The sequence below is a fragment of the Mobilisporobacter senegalensis genome (assembly GCF_003752155.1).
In the GTDB taxonomy this organism is placed as follows: domain Bacteria; phylum Bacillota; class Clostridia; order Lachnospirales; family Lachnospiraceae; genus Mobilisporobacter; species Mobilisporobacter senegalensis.
The window spans coordinates 202,611-222,995 of sequence record NZ_RJVG01000005.1 but is presented as its reverse complement, the minus strand read 5'-3'; the positions used below and the strand labels follow the sequence as shown (position 1 = coordinate 222,995).

Below are 20,385 nucleotides of genomic sequence, written 5' to 3'. Positions count from 1 at the left end.
GAAAAGTATAACATTTTCTTCCATATAGAGTGGGAAGGAGATAACACAAATGATTAATGTAGTAAAAAGAGATGGAGAGATTGCAGAGTTTCACTTATCCAAAATTACAGGTGCTATCACAAAGGCATTCAATGCCACAGAGAAAATGTATAATGAGGACATCATCAATCTGTTATCCTTAAGGGTAACTGCTGATTTTCAGACGAAGGTAAAAGATAATCTGATATCGGTAGAAGACATTCAGGATAGTGTTGAACATGTTCTTGAACAAACAGGATATACTGATGTAGCAAAAGCTTATATTTTATACCGTAAGAATCGTGAAAAAATACGTAATATGAAATCAACTATCCTTGACTATAAGGAAATTGTTGACAGCTATGTAAAGGAAGAGGACTGGAGAGTAAAAGAAAATTCTACAGTTACATATTCTGTTGGGGGACTTATCTTACATAATTCAGGCTCTATTACTGCAAATTATTGGTTATCAGAAGTTTATGATGAAGAAGTTGCAGCGGCCCACCGCAATGCAGATGTACATATTCATGACTTATCCATGTTGACCGGATATTGTGCTGGTTGGTCATTGAAACAATTAATTAAAGAAGGGCTGGGAGGAATACCTGGTAAGATTACTTCATCACCGGCATCCCATTTATCCACACTTTGTAATCAGATGGTTAATTTTTTGGGAATCATGCAGAATGAATGGGCAGGAGCCCAGGCGTTTTCATCTTTTGATACTTATTTAGCTCCTTTTGTAAAGGTAGATAATCTATCTTATAGAGAAGTAAAGCAATGTATCCAATCTTTTATCTATGGTGTAAATACACCAAGCCGCTGGGGGACTCAGGCACCATTTTCTAATATAACGCTGGACTGGACGGTTCCTAATGATCTTGCTGAATTGCCATGTATCATTGGTGGAAAAGAAGTAGATTTTAAATATAAAGATTGTAAAAAAGAAATGGATATGGTTAATAAAGCTTTTATTGAAATTATGATTGAAGGGGATGCAAATGGAAGAGGATTCCAATATCCTATCCCAACCTATTCTATTACACGTGATTTTGACTGGTCTGATACAGAAAATAATAAATTATTGTTTGAAATGACTGCAAAATATGGAACTCCATATTTCTCAAATTATATAAACAGCGATATGGAACCAAGCGATGTTCGTTCCATGTGCTGCAGACTTCGCCTTGATCTTAGAGAACTTCGTAAAAAGACTGGTGGATTCTTTGGTTCTGGTGAAAGTACAGGTTCTGTAGGTGTTGTGACGATAAATATGCCAAGAATTGCATACTTAGCAAATACAGAAGAGGAATTCTTTAAGAAATTAGACCGTATGATGGATATCTCTGCACGCTCTTTAAAAGTGAAGAGAAAAGTAATTTCAAAATTATTGGATGAAGGTTTATATCCTTATACAAAACGCTACCTTGGAAGTTTTGACAATCATTTTTCAACCATCGGAATTATTGGAATGAATGAAGTTGGACTGAATGCCAGATGGCTTGGCAAAGATATGTCTCATAAAGAAACCCAGGAATTTTCAAAGAAAGTTTTAAATCATATGAGAGAACGTTTGTCTGATTATCAGGAAGAATATGGAGACCTCTATAATCTTGAAGCAACTCCGGCAGAATCTACTACATATCGTTTGGCAAAACATGATAGAAAACGTTGGCCGGACATTAAAACAGCCGGCAAAGAAGGAGACACTCCATTCTATACAAATAGTTCTCATTTACCAGTAGAATATACTGATGATATCTTTTCTGCCTTAGATATTCAGGATGAACTTCAGACATTGTATACTTCAGGAACTGTATTTCATGCATTCTTAGGTGAGAAATTACCTGAATGGCAGGCAGCAGCAAAATTAGTACGAACAATTGCAGAAAATTATAGTTTACCTTATTACACTTTATCACCGACCTATTCAATTTGTAAGACTCATGGGTATTTAAATGGTGAACAGTTTACTTGTCCGGAATGTGGTGGGAAAGCAGAAGTTTACAGTCGTATTACCGGTTATTATCGTCCGGTTCAAAATTGGAACGAAGGTAAATCACAGGAGTATGTAAACAGGAAAATATATGATATGACAGCTGCGAGGCCTATGCCTTGTGGAAATAGTAATACAGAAGTTGAAAAGCAGATGGAAGCAATGGAAACTATAAAATCCAACGGTACCTATCTTTTTACAACGAAAACATGCCCAAACTGTAAGATAGCTAAGACTTATCTTGAAGATATAGAATATGAAACAATTGATGCAGAAGAAAATGCAGATCTTGCATATGAATTTAAGATAATGCAGGCACCTACTTTAGTAGTAGTACAGGATGGACAGGTAAATCGTTATGTAAATGCTTCTAATATAAAGAAATATGTGGATGAAAAGCTAATGTTCATACAATAAGAAATATAAATATAGTGAATAATTCAAATAAAAGCTCTTTGAGCATAGTGAGGAAACTCAATTATGTCAAAGAGCTTTTATATTAACTTTTTAGAAAAAAATCTGATTAAATATTGAAACTCAGTAATAAAATACACCTATTTACGGTCAAAACTAGAATAAAATGCTTAAAAATAAACGAAACTCAAGAATGTATTTATGCAAAATGACTATAAAAGTCAAAAAAACGGGTTGACAAATTGGTTATAGTTACTTATAATGACAATATAAAGTTTGTTAACCGATTTCGTAAATCGGTAAATGAAGGAAGGATAATATGGTAGATAACAAAAGAGCAAAAATTACAATTGATGATGTGGCTGAAAAAGCCAAAGTTTCAAAGACAACAATATCTCGTTATATCAATGGAAAATATGAATATATGTCTGAAACCACAAGAGAAACAATTCAAAAAGTAATAGAAGAATTGGGTTATAGGCCAAGTAATATTGCAAGAAGTTTAAAATCACAAAAAAGCGGAGCAGTAGGATGTGTGATAGCAGATATTACGAGTCCCTTTTCTTCTTATATCGTAAAAGGAATCAATGATGTTTGTAAAAAAAATGGTTACCAGGTGCTGTTTGTGAACACAGATAACAATCAACAGAGTGAAATCGAGAGTATTCAATCTCTTATGGATAATAAACTGGATGGTCTGATTGTAAATGCCACAGGCTACAATGATGAATATCTGATGGAAATCCAGGAAGAAGGAATGCCTATTGTTATGGCGGACAGATGTTTGAAAAATAAATATCTTATGGATTCTGTCACGACTCAGAATTATACTTCAACTTATGAGTGTATTAAGTTCTTACAAAAGCAGGGTTATACGAAAGTTGCTTTTTTCACTCAGGAATTAGGCGAAATCAGTAGTCGTTATGAAAGACACAATGCATATATTGACGCCATGGCAAAATTATATTCACTGGATGGCAATCGATATACATACCTTGTCGATACGGATGATTTGAGTGTATGTACCAAAGGTCTTCGTAAATTAAAAGAAGAAAATCCAGAGGATGAAATCGGAATTTTTACAGTGAATGGTGTAACATTAATGGATGTGCTTACGGCAATGAATAAAGAGGGCTTTGCTATTGGAAAAGATTTTGGTATCTGTGGTTTTGACGATTGGGGATGGGCATCCCTGATTCCACCAGGAATAACAACAATTACACAAGATTCCTATGCTACAGGAGTGATGGCAGCACAGTTATTAATTAAAAGAATTGAAAAAGGCATTTCAAAGAAAAAGAAATTCATTGAATTACCTACTCAGCTGGTAGTAAGAGGTTCCACAACACCTTATCCCAGAGAGAATAATGAATAAGAAATGGAGCAGTCATAATGAATAAATCAGAAGTCAAGAATCTAATGAAAGGCAAATTAATTGCAGTTATCAGAGTAGAAGATCCAAATGAAGCAAAAATAATTTGCAGAACAATCGTAGAATCTGGAATTGATACGTTAGAAATTACTTTCTCCGTAAAAGATGCAGAAAAATTAATCTATGATTTAAAGCAGGAACTTCCAGAAGCAATGATAGGGGCAGGAACAGTATTAACAAAGGAACAGGCAGAACTTGCTTATAAAAATGGGGCGGATTTTATTGTTTCACCATGCATTGTAGAAGAAGTAGGGGCATACTGCAAAGAATATGATATCTTTTGCTCCATGGGAGCTGCAACGCCAACGGAAGCACTCCATTCCTATCAGGCAGGAAGTGATGTGGTGAAACTATTTCCGGGAGATTGTCTTTCACCTAAAATGATTAAAGGAATTAAGGCTCCAATGCCGTTTATTGATATGATGCCCACAGGGGGCGTAGATGATACGAATGTGAAAGAGTGGTTTAAAAATGGTGCATATGCAGCCGGCTTTGGAGGATATTTAACAAGTGGGATTAATTTAAGTAATCTTGATGAGCTGAAAAGACGCTGTCAAAAGCTTTTGAATGCATATCAATAGAAGGAGCAGGTTATGGATAAGGAAAATTTAGCAATTAATACATTAGTATTTTGGGAGCAACTAAAACAGGGGGTTCTACAGGAAGATCTGCTTGATCTGTTAAATGCCATGGATATAACTAAAGTGGAGATACGCAGAGAGTTTATCAAAAACTTTGACCGGGAGATTCACAACATCGGGAATAAGGCAAAGCAGTTTAATATGGAGGTATATTACTCTGTCCCTGAATTACTGTATGAGAATGGAGAACTTTTGTTTTCTGCTCTTGAGAAATATTTAATAGAAGCAAAGGCTATGAATGCTACCAGGATAAAACTGGGTATAGGTGAGTATAGAGAAGCAAGGAATGAAGACATCAGTAAGCTGAACAGGCTGTGCGAGGACTATAATATCTTACTTACAATTGAAAACGATCAGACCCGGGAAAATGGGCAGATCCACAAAATCAAACAGTTTTTGGAAGATGTTAGTGCATTAGGTAGTAAGATTTTAGCTACTTTTGATATTGGTAACTGGTTATGGCAACAGGAAGATCCTATGACCAATGCAAAACTTCTTAAGGAATATGTTGCTTATATTCATCTTAAAGATGTGAAAGGAGGCGAAAATCCACAAGCTACATTATTAGATGAAGGGGATATTGAGTGGAGACAAATATTAAAGGAACTTCCCCAAGTACCTTTGGCTCTGGAATATCCATGTGGATCTAATGCATCAGGGCAGCTGGCAATAGAACTGGCTAAATTAGCAAAATAGCAAAAGACTAATTAGAGGAGGATTTAGTATGTTAGAAACAATAATCGGTATCATCTTATTGCTTACCTTTGTAGGCTTCACAATCTATGCAGTAAAGGGCGGAAACTTAATGATTGGTTTCCTGGTAATGGCGATCATCTGGGTTGCACTTGGCATGGTTGGAGGAAAAATCACATGGGAAGATGCACAAACAGTGGTTTTTCAAGGAGGTCCTGAAAGTTGGGGTGCAACAGCAGTAGTTGTTATCTTTGGTAGTTGGTTTGGACAAGTACTTGTAAAGACCGGGATAGCATCAACTATCATTCGAAAAACAGTAGAACTTGGTGGTGATAAACCATTAGTTACGACCGTATTATTATGTATCGTAACTGGTTTGATTTTTACCAGTACTTTTGGTGCAGGTGCAGTAGTTGCAATTGGTGTTATTGTGTTACCGATTCTTTTATCTCTTGGAGTTCCTAAATCATTGGCAGTATCATCCTATTTAATGTCAGTAGGTTCAGGTATGTATGTAAATATTGTTCTATTTAAACAGATGCAAGGGATATTTGAAGGATTTCCATACGACAGCAGTTATTTAAGATTTGGATTCGCTGCTATGGCGGTTCAGTTAATTGTAGTAATAGTGATGCTGGCAGTAAGATTAAAGAAAGCAGATGTAAGCCACGCTTGGGCAGCTACGTCAGGTTCTCTTGACAGCAACGAACAGGCTCCTGTATATGCACTGATTACTCCAATCATTCCTGTTGTACTTGCAATATGCTTTAAATGGCAGCCAATCCCTGCATTTATTGTAGCAGCTTTTTATGCACTATTTACTTGTGGTAAGATCAAATCATATAAAGACACTGAAAAAATCGTAACAAAGACTTTTTACGATGGAGTTGTTGATGTTGCTTCTCTTTTAGGATTCTTATTCATCCTTCCAATGTTCAACAAAGTTTCAGGTTTAAATGCAGTATTTTTTGAATCTATATTAGGTGGTATTATGCCTACCAGTACATTGTTCGTAGCTATTTTATTTGCTGTTATTGCACCATTAGGTTTATTTAGAGGACCTTTAACAGTATTTGGTGCAGGTTCAGCAACACTTGGTATCTTAAGAGGTATCGGTACATTTACAGCCCCTTTCCTATTCCCTTTAATATATATTCCAACAATTACAATGAATATTTCATGCTGTCCAACACAATCCTGGAACCTTTGGGCGATTAACTATTCCAAGACAACAACAAAAGATTTCTTACGCTCAGGCGTATTGTGGGGTTGGGTCATATGCGCTATTAATACAGCAATTGTTTATTTCATGTTTGGCTAAAAGTAAGAAAATATATAGTATGTAAATGTATTCCCCATAAGTAGGTAACCTTAAAACACTTTATTGTTTCAAGGTTACCTACAACAAAATAAGAATCCAAAGTTACAATTAAGTTTAGTCCAAATCACATCCCAATTAAGTTTCATTTGATGAATCATGTGAAGAAAGTTATGAAGCGATTTATATAATTATAATGAAAACATATTAACTATGAAAATAATCAACTTAATATAAACTACAAAATAACAGGAGGAACGGGAAATGAGTAAAAAGGCAATACGAGTAGGCATTGATGTAGGTGGGACTCATACCAAGGCAGTTGCAATAGATAATGAAACTCATGAGATAATCGGAAAAGGCTCTGTCATGACGACCCATGATCATGAATTAGGAGTGGCACAAGGGGTTATTGAAGCATTTAAATTATGTTTGACAGCTAATAATATTGATCCGGATGATGTAATATTTATAGCACACAGTACTACTCAGGCAACCAATGCCTTATTAGAAGGGGATGTTGCAGAGGTGGGAATCCTGGCTACCGGAAAAGGCGGATTTGAGGGAATGCTTGCTAAAAAGCAAAGTAAGATTGACGATATCGACCTTGGAACCGGAAGGATTATTAAAATACATCACACTTATTTAAAAAAGAAAGATTTTAATGAACAATCTGTGGATGGCGAAATAAAAGCATTGAGGGAGAAAGGATCAAGTGTTATTGTTGCATCAAAGGCTTTTGGCGTAGATGATTTTACGGAAGAACAAAAGATCCAGCAAATTGCTGAAAAGCATGGTCTGCCAGTATCTGTAGCATCAGAGATCAGTAAACTGTATGGTCTGACAAGAAGAACAAGAACAGCAGCAATCAATGCCAGTATTTTACCTAAGATGTTAGATACTGCAACCAGTACAGAACAAAGTGTCCGTCAGGCAGGAATTAAAGTACCTCTCATGATCATGCGTGGTGATGGTGGTGTTATGGATATCAGTGAGATGAAGAAAAGACCCGTACTTACTATGTTATCCGGACCTGCTGCCAGTGTAGTAGGTGCTCTTATGTACCTTAGGGCATCCAACGGTGTATATTTTGAAGTTGGTGGGACGAGTACCAATATTGGCGTTATAAAGAATGGCCGTCCTGCTGTTGATTATTCCATTGTAGGAGGACACGCTACTTATATTAGTTCCCTGGATGTTCGCGTTCTTGGCATCGCCGGCGGAAGTATGGTAAGAGCCTCTAAGAATGGTATTGTGGATGTAGGACCAAGAAGTGCGCATATTGCCGGTATGCCATATGCGGTATATACTCCAATTGAAGAAATCGAGGACCCGGAAGTGGAATTCTTTACTCCAAAGAAAGGTGATCCATCAGATTATGTTGCAATTAAATTAAAAAATGGTAAGAGAATTACGATTACCAATAGCTGTGCAGCCAATGTACTTGGAATTGTTACCCCGGAACATTATTCCTATGGTAATCCTGCTGCGGCACGTAAGGCAATGGAACCACTGGCAAAACATATGAATATGACAGTAGAAGAAGTTGCAGAACAGATTCTTGCAAAATCTTTTGAGAAAATCAAACCAGTCATTGAAATGTTAGCAGAAAAATATAAAATAGAAAGAGACCAGATCTCTTTAGTTGGTGTTGGGGGTGGAGCAGCTGCATTATTGCCATATACAGCAAATCACATGAATTTGGAATATAGTATTCCGGAAAATGCAGAAGTGATCTCATCCATTGGAGTAGCTCTGGCTATGGTGCGGGATGTGGTGGAACGAACCATACCTACTCCTTCAAAACAAGATATTGCAGATATTAAGAAAGAGGCTGCAAACCTTGCGATTGCCAACGGCGCAGTTCCAGATTCTATTGAAGTGCAAATAGAGATTGATTCCCAGACTTCAAGAGTAACTGCAATTGCTTTAGGATCTACAGAAGTGCAGACCACGGATCTCCTAAAGGCATGTACAGAAGAGGATGCAAAAGAATTGGCAGCAAAGTCAATGGGAAGTACTTTGGAGGAAACAAAACTTATTACAAAGAACAATGTATTCTATGTATTTACTTCAAAGAAGAGCAATGGTGCAGATCAGATTCGAATTGTAGATAAGAAAGGGTTCATCAAAGTGCAACGTGGTGATGGAGATGCCGCTGGCTGTACGGTAGCAGAGGCTCCTGAAATTATTGAAAAAATGTGGGAAGACCTGGCAGTGTTTAAAAGCGATATTCGTCTTCAACCAGATCTCTACATCTGTATTGGTGGCAAGGTTCTTGATTATGCCGGTATGAGAGATCTTGAACAGTTGCTTATGGTTGTAGACACAGAATTAGGTCTTATGGAAGCAGAAGAACAAATTATTGTTGTTGGAGCAAGGAATGATATATGATAAAAGAATCCGCAGAAAAATTAATGTTGCTAGACGATATAGAGTGGGGGAATTATGCATTTAGCCGTGATCCGCTAAATCGTAAGATTGATTCCGATTTAAGGACTCATATGATAAAAAATGCCAATTTTTGCGGTATTGAACAAGCCAGAAAACTTAAAAATCAATATGGGCCCGCTACAGTAAAAGAGTATGCAAAGAAGCTTGATCTGAAGATTAAATATGAGGACTCTGATGGAGCTGATAATTACATTGTTTTTGCAAAGTTTAATTATCCTGATAAGGTGACCATATATCAGGGGAATATAGAAAAAGTAACAAATCTGTTGGAAGAAAAGGATATGAATGAAATGATGGAGCATGTGGATATTGAAAGTATGCTTTTGGCACATGAGATGTTTCATTATATGGAAGAACAGGATGAGAAAATCTATACGAGGACAGAAACAATTGAATTATGGAAAATAGGACCATTACGCAATAAATCAAAGCTTATGGCAATTGGTGAAATCGCTGCCATGGCATTTGCAAGGGAACTTTTGGGAATATCTTATAGTCCTTATGTATTTGATGCCATAATGCTTTATCCTCATGATGGGGGTAAAACACAAAAGTTAGTTGATGAAATTCTAACGTTTAAAAAGAATAGATTCCCTCAAAATTATCATAGAGGGCAGGAAGGGGAATAATATGAGTGAAGTAATTTTATTTGGGGAACCTATGGCGTTATTTATGGCAGATACTTATGGTCCATTAGAGGAGGTTGAGCATTTCACACGTTCTTTAGCTGGTGCAGAGGTTAATGTCTGTATCGGATTAACCAGATTGGGACATAAAGCAACCTATATTACCAGACTTGGTGATGAACCACTGGGACATTATATAGAGAATTTTCTAAAGAAAGAATCTATCGGCACAGAATTTATCACTTATGATCCTATCTATAAAACAGGATTTCAATTAAAAAGTAAAGTGAAATCAGGAGATCCCTATGTTCCTTATTACAGAAAAGGATCTGCGGCTTCCCATATGGGAATAAAAGAAATAGATGCAATTGACTTTAATGGAATCAAATTAGTTCATATAACAGGAATACCGCCGGCTCTGTCAGATACCTGCAGGGAAGCAACCTACCGATTGATTGAACGGGCAAAAGAAAACCATATCTTTATTACATTTGATCCTAATCTAAGACCTGCCCTGTGGGAGAGTCAAGAAGTAATGACTCAGACAATTAATGATATTGCTTCAAAATGCCATATGATCCTGCCTGGAACTTCAGAAGGGCTGATTCTAATGGGAAGTGAAGATCCTGAGAAAATCGCAGATTTTTACCAGGGACTGGGTATTAAAAAAGTGCTTGTAAAACTTGGACCGGATGGGGCCTATGTGAGAGATGAGGATACTTCATATACAGTTCCTGGTTTTAAAGTGGAAAAGGTTGTAGATACTGTTGGTGCAGGAGATGGATTTGCCGCAGGAGTGATAAGTGGATTATTAGAAAATTTATCAATCAAAGAGTCTGTACTTCGTGGAAATGCCATTGGTTCCATTCAAGTCACACATATTAGTGATAATGAAGGGCTGCCGACCAGACAGGAATTGGATGAATATATAAAACAAAGAAATTAAAGAGGAAAATTCCTTATATGTAAGAAAGGACTATTTTTAATTATGATATTACAACTTGCCATAGACCGGGTAACCATTGAAGAAGCAATTGATATTATAAAAGAGACCAGGGAGTATGTGGATATTATTGAGATTGGTACTTCCCTGATTAAAGATTATGGAATGGACTCTGTCCGTAAAATAAAAGAAAACTTCCCTGATATTAGGATTCTTGCAGATATTAAAACAATTGATGAAGCAGAGTATGAATTTCGGGCAGTATATGAAGCAGGAGCAGATATTGCCACTGTTATGGGAGCATCAGCAATCTCTTCCATTGAGATTTGTGACCGGGTTGCGAAAGAATATAAGAAAGACTATATGATCGATTTGCTAGAAGTAGATGACCAACGTTTATCCAGCTTAATAAAGTTCAAAGATGCAATCTTTGGAGTTCATCTTCCGGCAGATAAAAATGGAATAGGACTGGAGAATTTAATTCAGGAATCAATCCTGTCTCTAAAAGGGATAGAAAGGATATCTGTGGCAGGAGGAGTGTCTGTAAATACTATGCCACTACTTGAGAAAAGTGGAATTGAAATAGCTATTGTTGGAGGAGCCATTACAAAAGCCCAAGATCGTAAATTGGCGGCAAAAGACTTCAGTAGAATGAAAGAGGTTAGAAAATGATTGATATATTACAAGATATTATGAAGGAAATAACGGTTGTGTTAGAAAAGGTAGATATAGAACAGCTGGAGGAATTTTTATCCTATGTGCAAAAAGATAAAAGAATCTTTGTAGATGGAGAAGGCCGCTCAGGGCTTATGGCCAAAGGATTTGCCATGCGATTGATGCATCTTGGTTATAGAGTCTTTGTCATTGGAGAAACCATTACTCCTTCTATTGAAAAAGAAGATATCCTTATAGCAGTATCCGGTTCAGGGGAATCTTCCAGTGTAGTAGCAGATGCTAAAAAAGCAGTTAAGATAGGCTGCAGTATTATTGCGGTGACAAGCAAACCTTCCTCAACGATTGGAGAATTAGCAGATATGGCATTGATCATACCGGGGACTGTGAAATCAGAACAAGGTAAAGAAAGGGCATCCATCCAATTACTAAGCAGTTTATTTGATCAGACTTTACATATTACATTAGATGGGATATGTCTTATGTTAAGCAGAAGGGATCAATTTTCCAATGAGGAAGCAACCAAAAGACATTGGTAGTCCTTAGATAAACAACATCAGAAAAGGATCCGTTATAAAATATAGCAGGGGCTTTTGCAAAATATATTTTTCTGAAATTTAGAAGAACTTTATATTTTTGCAAAAGCTCCTTTTTGGATTGTATTTTTTAGTCGCTTATTTTAGTATAATATAGGGAGAATAGTCCTAAGGCAACTACATATAATAAATTATACCCACAGAGATAGTATTGTAATTGACTATAAGATTATATTCATGAAAGGAAAATATATAATGGATTAACATTATATAAGGTAATACCATGAAGTTTAGTGAAATGCCATATGAACGAGTAGATCATGAGGAATTAAAGAAAGAATTTAATAATCTGTTTACAAATTTTGCAAAAGCTGAAACGGGAGAAGAACAATTCGAAGCACATAAATATTATTACCATATCATGAAAAATTATGAGACCATGTCAACTATAGCTATGATTCGTCATGATATGAATATAAAAGAAGAATTCTATGCAGGGGAACAAGACTATTATGATACCATGTCGCCTCAGATAGACCATCTGATCAATCAATATATGAAGATGGTTTATGATTCGGAGCATAGGGATTATTTAGAGAGTAAGATTGGACCAGTTGCATTTAAGAATATTGAGTTAAGATTAAAGTCATTTGATGAGAAATTAATTCCACTGATTCAGAAAGAAAATGCTTTATCAACAATGTATAATAAACTAATTGCAAGTGCTAACATTAAGTTTCATGGAGAGGAACTTAATATATCTTTGCTGCGTAAGTATTTAATTAGTGAAGATAGAGAGATAAGAAGGCAGGCCCATAAAAAAGAATCCGAATTCTTTTTATCCATTGGGGAAGCTTTGGATGAAATCTATGATGAGCTAGTAAAAAATCGTACCGAACAGGCAAAATTGCTGGGATATGATAATTTTGTGGAACTGGCTTATTACCGAATGGAAAGAAATTGTTATGGTCAGGAGATGGTAAAGGTATTCAGGGATCAGGTAAAAGAATATCTTGTTCCATTTGCAGAAAAATTACATGAGCGAAGAAGAGAAAGAATTGGATTAAGCAGCTTATCCTATATAGATGAAGAAGTACATTTTAAAAATGGGAACCCTGCGCCCATTGGAACTCCGGAGCAGATTCTTCTGGCCGGTAAAGAAATGTATACAGAATTGTCAAGTGAGACAAAAGATTTCTTCCATTTCATGATGTCTAATGAATTATTTGATGTATTTGGAAGAAAAGATAAAAGAGCCGGAGGATACCAGACAACTATCCCTAATTATAATGCTCCATTCATTTTTGCCAATTTTAATACCACAAGTGGAGATGTTGATGTAATGACTCACGAATGTGGCCACGCATTCCAGGCATTTTTAGTAAGGAATGAAGAAATCAGAGAGCATAAAGAAATCACTATGGAAACAGCAGAGTGTCATTCCATGTCTATGGAGTTTTTCACCAGGCCATGGATGCACCTTTTCTTTGGAGAAAGAGCGAATGAATATATTCAAATGCATCTTGAACATTCCGTATCCTTCATTCCATATGGCTGTATGGTAGATGAATTTCAGCAGATAGTATATGAAAATCCCGATATGAGTCCTCAGGAAAGAAAAGATAAATGGATGGAACTTGAAAAAGTATATCGTCCGCATCTTAACTATGAAAATGATCCTTTCTTTGGAACGGGAGGCAGATGGCAGAAACAGACACATATATATAATTCACCATTCTATTATATTGACTATTGCTTAGCGATGACTTGTGCATTACAATATAAAGTAATGATGGATGAAGACTATGGAAAAGCCTGGAACAGTTATCTTAATCTTTGCAAAGCCTCTGCAAGTGACTTCTTTGTGAACACTATAAAGACTGCTGGTTTAATCAGCCCATTTGATAAAGACTGTATTAAATCATTAGTGGATAAACTTGAAGAAATAGTGTAATCTGCAGGGCAGCATAAAGGAACGTTCCCAGATAAGTTCAACTAAAATTCAGTCAGGATTCAAATCACATCTGAATTTTAGTTGAACTTAATTTTGAACTTGAATACAGTTCAGAATACGTTTTGCTGTAATATGAAGATACTTAGAGATTAAATAATGAAAAGAGCTGGAGGAGAAAAATGAGTTTAGCAGATAAGATATTTATTGATATGTGTAAGGATATCCTTGAAAATGGCTACAGTACAGAAGGGGAAAAAGTCAGGCCTAAATGGGAAGATGGCTCTTTTGCCTATACCATTAAGCAGTTTGGAGTGGTAAATCGTTATGACTTATCAAAAGAATTTCCAGCAATCACCCTTAGAAGAACCGGCATCAAAAGCTGTATTGATGAGATGCTTTGGATATGGCAGAAGAAATCCAATAATATTAATGATCTACATAGTCACATATGGGATAGCTGGGCAGATAAAGATGGTTCCATAGGCAAGGCGTATGGATATCAATTAGGAGTAAAACATCATTATAGAGAAGGAGACATGGATCAGGTGGATCGTGTCATCTATGATTTAAAGAATAACCCTTACAGCCGAAGAATCATGACTAACATCTATGTTCATCAGGATTTGCATGAGATGAATTTATATCCTTGTGCATATAGTATGACATTTAATGTGACAACGAATAAAGAAACTGGAAACTTAAAGTTAAATGCAATTTTAAATCAACGTTCACAGGATATATTAGCAGCAAATAACTGGAATGTATGCCAATATGCAGTTCTTGTCCATATGTTGGCACAGGTGTGTGGCTATGAAGTGGGTGAGCTGGTACATGTAATTGCAGATGCACATATCTATGACAGACATATTCCAATCATCAAAGAATTAATTACAAGAGAAACTTATGATGCACCAACTTTCTGGATGAACCCGGATATAAAAGATTTCTATCAGTTTACAGTGGATGATTTTCGTCTGGATAATTATATCACTGGACCAAAGATAGAAAATATACCTGTAGCAGTATAAATCTTGAGGTATACTGTTAAATTGCAGATTAGAATTGAGAGGATAAAGAATGAATTTAATTGTTGCAGTTGATAAAAATTGGGCAATCGGGCTTAAAAATCAATTACTGGTGAGAATCCCGGCAGATCAGAGGTTCTTTCGGACAGAAACAACCGGAAAGGTAGTTGTTATGGGAAGAAGTACCCTTGAAAGCTTTCCAGGTGGACAGCCTTTAAAGAATCGTACTAATATAGTGATAACAAGGCAGAATGATTACAATATGAAGGATACAATGATCCTTCACAGTATAGAAGAAGCACTTGAAGAAGTTAAGAAATATCCATCAAATGATGTATATGTCATAGGTGGTGAAAGTATATACAAACAGATGTTACCATATTGTGATGTGGCCTATGTCACTAAAATTGATTATGCCTATGAGGCAGATACTTATTTTCCTGATCTTGATGATATGCCCGATTGGGAATTGGCAGAAGAATCAGAAGAACAGACTTATTATGATCTGGAATATACTTTTCGTAAATATGTAAGGAATTAGACATTACCTAAAGGAATGATTTACATAAATTATTCGTATAGGTATATTGGATAAATTTAGATTTTACTATTGAATATTTAATCTTAGAAGTATAATATATTCAGTAATAAAGAAATCTGTTTAATGTAATTACTGGAAGTTTGGTAGTTATCAGCTAAAAGGAAGGATGAGAATAATGTTGGACATCAGATTTGAAAAAACTACTGCACCTAAAGAAATACCAGACGAAGATAATCCATTAGTATTTGGTACTATTTTTACGGATCATATGTTTCTCATGGATTACGAAGAAGGTAAAGGATGGCATGATGCCAGGGTAGTACCTTATGGGCCTCTTAGTCTTGAACCGTCTGCCATGGTATTTCATTATGGACAGGAGATGTTTGAGGGTTTAAAAGCGTATAAAACAGAAGATGGAAGAATATTATTATTCCGTCCTGATAAGAACATTGAGAGAGCAAATAGGACCAATGAAAGACTTTGTATGCCAGAGATCCCGGAAGAAGATTTTTTGGCGGCACTAAAAGCTGTAGTAAAAACGGATGAGGAATGGATACCTACAAAAGAAGGTACTTCCTTATATATCAGACCATTTTTGATCGCAACAGATCCATTCTTAGGTGTACGTCCATCCAATACGTACACTTTCATAATAATACTTTCCCCAGTAGGGGCTTATTATCCGGAAGGCTTGGATCCGGTCAAAATATGGATTGAGGATGAATATGTAAGAGCAGTAAAAGGCGGTATCGGCGAGGCAAAGACTGGTGGAAATTATGTGGCTTCCATGAAGGCACAGGTAAAAGCACATGAGGCCGGATATTCACAGGTTTTGTGGCTTGATGGTGTGGAACGCAGATATATTGAAGAAGTAGGAGCTATGAATATTTTCTTTAAGATTGATGGGAAAATAATAACGCCCCAATTAAATGGAAGCATCTTACCTGGGGTAACAAGAGATTCTGTAATCCAGTTGTGTAAAGACTGGGGAATCCCGGTAGAAGAAAGAAAAATTACAATTGATGAAATTTATGAAGCACATAAGAATGGTATTTTAGAAGAAGTTTTTGGCACCGGAACGGCTGCAGTAATTTCACCCGTTGGACAATTACGTTGGGAAAATCATATTATGAAAGTTCAGGATGGCGGTATAGGAGAACTTAGTCAGAAAATGTATGATACAATTACAGGAATACAATTAGGAAAAATAGAAGACACTAAAAATTGGACTGTGGAAGTAAAATAAATAGTATATTGATAATTCTTGTTATAAGGAGGCTGTCATGAATAATTTTATTGAAGAGAAGAATCGAATTTATATGAATGACCTGAAAGGACAACTGATTGCAGAAGTAACTTTTCCGGATATAGATGCCAATACAGTGAACCTAAATCATACTTTTGTTGATGATTCTTTACGTGGTCAGGGAATAGCAAGTAAATTAGTAGAAGCAGCGGCTTTAAAAATGCAAAAGGAGAATAAAAAAATCATTCCAACCTGCTCTTATGCGGTTCACTGGTTTGAGAAAAATAAAGACTTTGCATTTCTTTTAAAGTAATCCCTCTTGAAACTTTATCATATAAATAGAGTCGTGATTTTGTATAGGAATCAAATATATGGATGGTGTCTTTTTCATTGGAATAAACTTTCCAATACCCGCACAATTTATAATTTTTTCCCTGATTCATGATGAAACCGATGATATCATCTAAGGGATATCCAAGAAATACACCTATTTCATGTGGATATTCCTTGGATTTTTTTATTCTTAGTGCCAGAAAATCAATCATCTCATCTAAAGAATGATTCAGAGGATAATCATAATTTTTAAGAAAAGCTTTTATCTCCGGTTTTGATAATTGTTGTTCCAGCAGAGAAGCATCATAAATCAACAAGATATTACCGGCCCTTAGTTGATAAAGAATCTTAATACGTACAGGGCATGTGGATAAAGACTCATGAAATTCATGAATCCATTTTTTCAGCATCTTGATTTCTATTTGACAGGACAATAAATTAGCCGGTTTTAATCCCATAATACTTGGGGCACAATAATATGCCAGTAATTTTTCAAATTCATGATAGGTGAGCATAAGTTACTCCTAGAATGTGATATTTTTATCTATTATCTCCTGTAATGGAATATTGATACTGGAAATCACTCCTAGTGTGTGAGTCAAACGATCATTAAAATTAAATATAGATGTATACATTAAAATATCAGCGTATAATTATTCAATTTGACGTCGATTAACTGAAAGTGATATACCACTTGAAGGGAAAACGGTCAAATTAATATAATATACGCTGATATTTATTTAAAAATTAAGATGAACTTTGACATTCATGTTTACTACATTTCTTAAACTAATTCTGCGATTCTGCTTGTTGCAACATAAATTTCAGAAATTCTGTACCAGGTAGGGAAATCCACGATACCATTTGCAGGTAACCCAAATACACTTTGGAAAGTTGAAACAGCATCTGCTGTCTGCTGGCCAAAATTACCGTCTGCCACTACCTTAGGGATGGCAGGGAAGGAATCTGAAATTACATTGATCTGGTTTTGTATCATTCGAACAGGTTCTCCAGAGGAGCCGATTGTTAAATTATAACCAGGGAATGATGCAGGAACACCTGCAACGACAGGTGCTGTATTAATGAACATATTTTCTCCATAAAAATATCTAAGGATTCCAATTGGGTCATAACCTTGATCTCCTAAATATTTAGAACCCCATTGAGTCATCCACCCCGGACACTGAACCCGGTTACCATCACAATATTGGGTCAAAATTGGCTGGATTACATTTGGTCTTGATAAATAATTAGTAAAAAGAGCATCTACTTCAAGTGCTATGTTTCGATAATAATTTCTTCCAGGGATAAATTTGTGATCATAAGCAGTAGATGATGTAATTGTAAAATTATAACCTTGATTTCGATACCACTCTGTAAATACACGGTTTAATGTAAAAGAAAGAATCGCAAAAATATTAGCCTGTATTGTTGTAGTAGGCCATGTAGCATAAATTTCACTGGATGCTACATTCTTGATATAATCCCGGAATCTCACATAATAATTTTCTGCGGGACTGGCAGGCGGGCCATCATGTACAATAACGAATTCTGGTACGACAACTTGGCTTAAAACAATTTCGCCTGTTTCTTCAATATCTTTTATTTCATCTTCAGCAATTTTTGGAGGATAATCACCGTATAAAGTATGGGGAGAAACTACAAAAGTGTGCTCAGCAACTTCCGCTGCCTCTCTTAAATTTGTATTTTGTATGGCTAAAACATCTGGTAATATTTCAGTACCATCTACGATGATCTGTTCGAATTCAGGAGCAGTTACTTTAACTGTATAATTGGAGTAAGGTTGATCTGAATTAGGCTCCAGACTATAATCCAGAGGTGGTGCTGGTAATTCAACCTCTTCCGTCTGGCCTACATCATTAGTAGTAATCTCTTCTATTGTAGTGCCGGGATCATTGGTATAGGATATTGTGACTGTAGCATTTGGGATAGGGCGAAAGCCAACTTCGGTGAATGCATTCACTTGAAGTCTGCCAAATGACTGTGTGCTTACTTGAGCTGGATATACCAAGTGTTTATTCATAATACCTCTTTTATAATATTTGATTATTGTTATTAATAGCATATGTATCATAGAAAAATCTGTGATTATCTAAATTTCATTTTCTATATAAGTTTTACGTTATAAGAAACTTGATTTATTCCTCATCTGTGCTAAAATAATCAGAGAATTAAAATTGGGGGACAGACGATGGAAAAAGATGAGATCATTATTCGAAATGCAATTGTTCATATATTAGATTCAACCATAGGGATGCCTGTTTTATCAGATACATTATTGGAGCTTGGTCCGGATTTAAATGATTTTTTGAGAGGACATATTTATAAGATTGCTTCCAGTGATGATGTGAAAAGCTGTCAGTTTAATAAGGAAGAATCAATTGTTTATCATATTCTTGAAGAGTTCAATGAGGATAATTTAATACAGATAAGCCATAATATAGCAAGCCATTTATATGGTATCATGAATCAGAATATTGATATTACGCCAGCTGATCTGCTGGTGGTAACATATCAGGTGAATAGTACCCTTCATCTGGCGTTATTAAAAATGAATTATAAAGAATCATATATACATATCACTGGTTCTGATGTATATGGTAATAGTAATGATATTATTAAACAGAAAGCTACTTTACCGTCGGAAGGAACAAAATTATCAGAAGCCGTATTAATTAATCTTTTAGATTATTCTATTGAATTAGTAGAGAAAAAATATGAAATAAATGGTGTAAAGACCAATTATCTGTCACAGATATTTTTACAATGTATGGGAAAACTGTCTCCTAAGGCTAAACTTAATATTGTAACAAAAGCAATGGAGCAAATACATCAAAAATATTATGAAGAAGATTTTGACAAACATATGGAAGCAAAAAGTATTCTTCACAATGAATATATAGAGCAAGGTGTTATTAATACGTCCTCCCTTGGTGAGAAAATTTTCAAAGAAAATCCAGAAATCCGGGAAGAGTTTGTAGAAAAACTTGAAAAATATAATATCGAAGCGGATGAAGTGAAGCCAAGGAACAAGCAGACGACCAGGAAGTTTGAGAAGCAATTCTTAACAACGGATACCGGGATTGAAATTAATATTCCAATGGATCAGTACAATAATAAGAACAATATTGAATTTATTACGAATCCGGATGGAACCATATCTGTGTTAATTAAGAATATTAATCATATTACAAGTAAATAAGCCACAAGGATGGGACTTTTGTATTTTAGTTTATCACTACAAAAGCCCCATCCTTTTATGTGTAAAAATTTTAAAAATTACTATTGCATTTTCATGCAAAGCAATGTATAATTATAAAAAATAATTAATAAAAATTCATTTCGAAAAAAGGCTTGTATAATTTATAAAGATATGGTAAAATCTCTACAATTTGAGTAAAAAGTCGAAAAAGAATATGTCTCTAGCAGATATCATGATGTACAAGGGAGTATGTCCGATAAAATTATTGGGGTAAGTCTCTTCTTTTTTTGAGATTTTTTACAGAAAAGGATGCTATTAGT

18 protein-coding genes are annotated in these 20,385 nt (G+C 35.5%); 16 read left to right on the top strand and 2 right to left on the bottom strand.

Annotation, left to right across the window (positions count from 1 at the left end; genetic code table 11):
- Positions 1-49 precede the first annotated feature (49 nt).
- The 15 genes from EDD66_RS10045 (at position 50) to EDD66_RS09975 (ending at position 16,822) form a co-directional block, all read left to right on the top strand.
- A complete protein-coding gene (locus tag EDD66_RS10045) occupies positions 50-2,431 on the top strand; it encodes a ribonucleoside triphosphate reductase (protein WP_123609438.1) in 2,382 nt (793 codons plus the stop codon).
- A 316-nt stretch (positions 2,432-2,747) separates the two neighbouring features.
- On the top strand, positions 2,748-3,803 hold the full coding sequence (locus tag EDD66_RS10040) for a LacI family DNA-binding transcriptional regulator (RefSeq protein WP_123609437.1): 1,056 nt from the start codon (positions 2,748-2,750) through the stop codon (positions 3,801-3,803).
- 17 nt (positions 3,804-3,820) lie between these two features.
- The gene (locus EDD66_RS10035) at positions 3,821-4,441 is read left to right on the top strand and encodes a bifunctional 4-hydroxy-2-oxoglutarate aldolase/2-dehydro-3-deoxy-phosphogluconate aldolase (RefSeq protein ID WP_123609436.1); all 621 of its coding nucleotides are present in this window, start codon (positions 3,821-3,823) and stop codon (positions 4,439-4,441) included.
- 12 nt (positions 4,442-4,453) lie between these two features.
- A complete protein-coding gene (locus EDD66_RS10030) occupies positions 4,454-5,197 on the top strand; it encodes a sugar phosphate isomerase/epimerase family protein (RefSeq protein ID WP_123609435.1) in 744 nt (247 codons plus the stop codon).
- A gap of 28 nt (positions 5,198-5,225) precedes the next feature.
- On the top strand, positions 5,226-6,515 hold the full coding sequence (locus EDD66_RS10025) for a citrate transporter (protein WP_123609434.1): 1,290 nt from the start codon (positions 5,226-5,228) through the stop codon (positions 6,513-6,515).
- Between the two features lie 261 nt (positions 6,516-6,776).
- The gene (locus EDD66_RS10020; RefSeq protein ID WP_123609433.1) at positions 6,777-8,906 is read left to right on the top strand and encodes a hydantoinase/oxoprolinase family protein; all 2,130 of its coding nucleotides are present in this window, start codon (positions 6,777-6,779) and stop codon (positions 8,904-8,906) included.
- Entirely contained in the window at positions 8,903-9,595 is a 693-nt protein-coding gene (locus tag EDD66_RS10015; RefSeq protein ID WP_123609432.1) for a hypothetical protein, read from the top strand. The genes EDD66_RS10020 and EDD66_RS10015 overlap by 4 nt, the downstream gene beginning before the upstream one ends.
- 1 nt (position 9,596) lies before the next feature.
- A complete protein-coding gene (locus tag EDD66_RS10010; RefSeq protein ID WP_123609431.1) occupies positions 9,597-10,538 on the top strand; it encodes a sugar kinase in 942 nt (313 codons plus the stop codon).
- A 42-nt stretch (positions 10,539-10,580) separates the two neighbouring features.
- Complete coding sequence (locus EDD66_RS10005) at positions 10,581-11,207, top strand: orotidine 5'-phosphate decarboxylase / HUMPS family protein (RefSeq protein ID WP_123609430.1); 627 nt, start codon at positions 10,581-10,583, stop codon at positions 11,205-11,207.
- Positions 11,204-11,746 (top strand): 6-phospho-3-hexuloisomerase, encoded by a 543-nt coding sequence (gene hxlB, locus EDD66_RS10000; protein ID WP_207667774.1) that lies wholly within the window; start codon positions 11,204-11,206, stop codon positions 11,744-11,746. The genes EDD66_RS10005 and hxlB overlap by 4 nt, the downstream gene beginning before the upstream one ends.
- 280 nt (positions 11,747-12,026) lie before the next feature.
- The gene (locus tag EDD66_RS09995; RefSeq protein ID WP_123609429.1) at positions 12,027-13,697 is read left to right on the top strand and encodes a M3 family oligoendopeptidase; all 1,671 of its coding nucleotides are present in this window, start codon (positions 12,027-12,029) and stop codon (positions 13,695-13,697) included.
- 179 nt (positions 13,698-13,876) lie between these two features.
- A complete protein-coding gene (gene thyA, locus EDD66_RS09990) occupies positions 13,877-14,725 on the top strand; it encodes a thymidylate synthase (protein ID WP_123609428.1) in 849 nt (282 codons plus the stop codon).
- A gap of 49 nt (positions 14,726-14,774) precedes the next feature.
- Positions 14,775-15,263, top strand: coding sequence for a dihydrofolate reductase (locus EDD66_RS09985; RefSeq protein ID WP_123609427.1), 489 nt, complete (start codon positions 14,775-14,777; stop codon positions 15,261-15,263).
- A 175-nt stretch (positions 15,264-15,438) separates the two neighbouring features.
- Positions 15,439-16,509: a branched-chain amino acid aminotransferase gene (locus EDD66_RS09980; protein ID WP_123609426.1), complete on the top strand. Its 1,071-nt coding sequence runs from the start codon at positions 15,439-15,441 to the stop codon at positions 16,507-16,509.
- A gap of 7 nt (positions 16,510-16,516) precedes the next feature.
- Positions 16,517-16,822: a GNAT family N-acetyltransferase gene (locus EDD66_RS09975; protein ID WP_330511091.1), complete on the top strand. Its 306-nt coding sequence runs from the start codon at positions 16,517-16,519 to the stop codon at positions 16,820-16,822.
- Here the strand turns inward: EDD66_RS09975 and EDD66_RS09970 are convergent.
- Positions 16,752-17,357 (bottom strand): DUF3793 family protein, encoded by a 606-nt coding sequence (locus EDD66_RS09970; RefSeq protein ID WP_123609424.1) that lies wholly within the window; start codon positions 17,355-17,357, stop codon positions 16,752-16,754. The two genes, EDD66_RS09975 and EDD66_RS09970, sit on opposite strands and share 71 nt — an antisense overlap.
- Positions 17,358-17,626: 269 nt before the next feature.
- The gene (locus EDD66_RS09965; RefSeq protein ID WP_123609423.1) at positions 17,627-18,886 is read right to left on the bottom strand and encodes a peptidoglycan-binding protein; all 1,260 of its coding nucleotides are present in this window, start codon (positions 18,884-18,886) and stop codon (positions 17,627-17,629) included.
- A 168-nt stretch (positions 18,887-19,054) separates the two neighbouring features.
- Between EDD66_RS09965 and EDD66_RS09960 the strand changes: the two genes are divergently transcribed.
- A complete protein-coding gene (locus EDD66_RS09960) occupies positions 19,055-20,065 on the top strand; it encodes a nucleoid-associated protein (protein WP_123609422.1) in 1,011 nt (336 codons plus the stop codon).
- Positions 20,066-20,385: the final 320 nt, after the last annotated feature.

What these genes read in the sequence shown, in the direction of transcription:
- EDD66_RS10045 (WP_123609438.1), top strand. Translation starts at nt 50, where the DNA reads ATGATTAATGTAGTAAAAAGAGATGGAGAGATTGCAGAGTTTCACTTA.
- EDD66_RS10040 (WP_123609437.1), top strand. Translation starts at nt 2,748, where the DNA reads ATGGTAGATAACAAAAGAGCAAAAATTACAATTGATGATGTGGCTGAA.
- EDD66_RS10035 (WP_123609436.1), top strand. Translation starts at nt 3,821, where the DNA reads ATGAATAAATCAGAAGTCAAGAATCTAATGAAAGGCAAATTAATTGCA.
- EDD66_RS10030 (WP_123609435.1), top strand. Translation starts at nt 4,454, where the DNA reads ATGGATAAGGAAAATTTAGCAATTAATACATTAGTATTTTGGGAGCAA.
- EDD66_RS10025 (WP_123609434.1), top strand. Translation starts at nt 5,226, where the DNA reads ATGTTAGAAACAATAATCGGTATCATCTTATTGCTTACCTTTGTAGGC.
- EDD66_RS10020 (WP_123609433.1), top strand. Translation starts at nt 6,777, where the DNA reads ATGAGTAAAAAGGCAATACGAGTAGGCATTGATGTAGGTGGGACTCAT.
- EDD66_RS10015 (WP_123609432.1), top strand. Translation starts at nt 8,903, where the DNA reads ATGATAAAAGAATCCGCAGAAAAATTAATGTTGCTAGACGATATAGAG.
- EDD66_RS10010 (WP_123609431.1), top strand. Translation starts at nt 9,597, where the DNA reads ATGAGTGAAGTAATTTTATTTGGGGAACCTATGGCGTTATTTATGGCA.
- EDD66_RS10005 (WP_123609430.1), top strand. Translation starts at nt 10,581, where the DNA reads ATGATATTACAACTTGCCATAGACCGGGTAACCATTGAAGAAGCAATT.
- hxlB (WP_207667774.1), top strand. Translation starts at nt 11,204, where the DNA reads ATGATTGATATATTACAAGATATTATGAAGGAAATAACGGTTGTGTTA.
- EDD66_RS09995 (WP_123609429.1), top strand. Translation starts at nt 12,027, where the DNA reads ATGAAGTTTAGTGAAATGCCATATGAACGAGTAGATCATGAGGAATTA.
- thyA (WP_123609428.1), top strand. Translation starts at nt 13,877, where the DNA reads ATGAGTTTAGCAGATAAGATATTTATTGATATGTGTAAGGATATCCTT.
- EDD66_RS09985 (WP_123609427.1), top strand. Translation starts at nt 14,775, where the DNA reads ATGAATTTAATTGTTGCAGTTGATAAAAATTGGGCAATCGGGCTTAAA.
- EDD66_RS09980 (WP_123609426.1), top strand. Translation starts at nt 15,439, where the DNA reads ATGTTGGACATCAGATTTGAAAAAACTACTGCACCTAAAGAAATACCA.
- EDD66_RS09970 (WP_123609424.1), bottom strand. Translation starts at nt 17,357, where the DNA reads ATGCTCACCTATCATGAATTTGAAAAATTACTGGCATATTATTGTGCC.
- EDD66_RS09965 (WP_123609423.1), bottom strand. Translation starts at nt 18,886, where the DNA reads ATGAATAAACACTTGGTATATCCAGCTCAAGTAAGCACACAGTCATTT.
- EDD66_RS09960 (WP_123609422.1), top strand. Translation starts at nt 19,055, where the DNA reads ATGGAAAAAGATGAGATCATTATTCGAAATGCAATTGTTCATATATTA.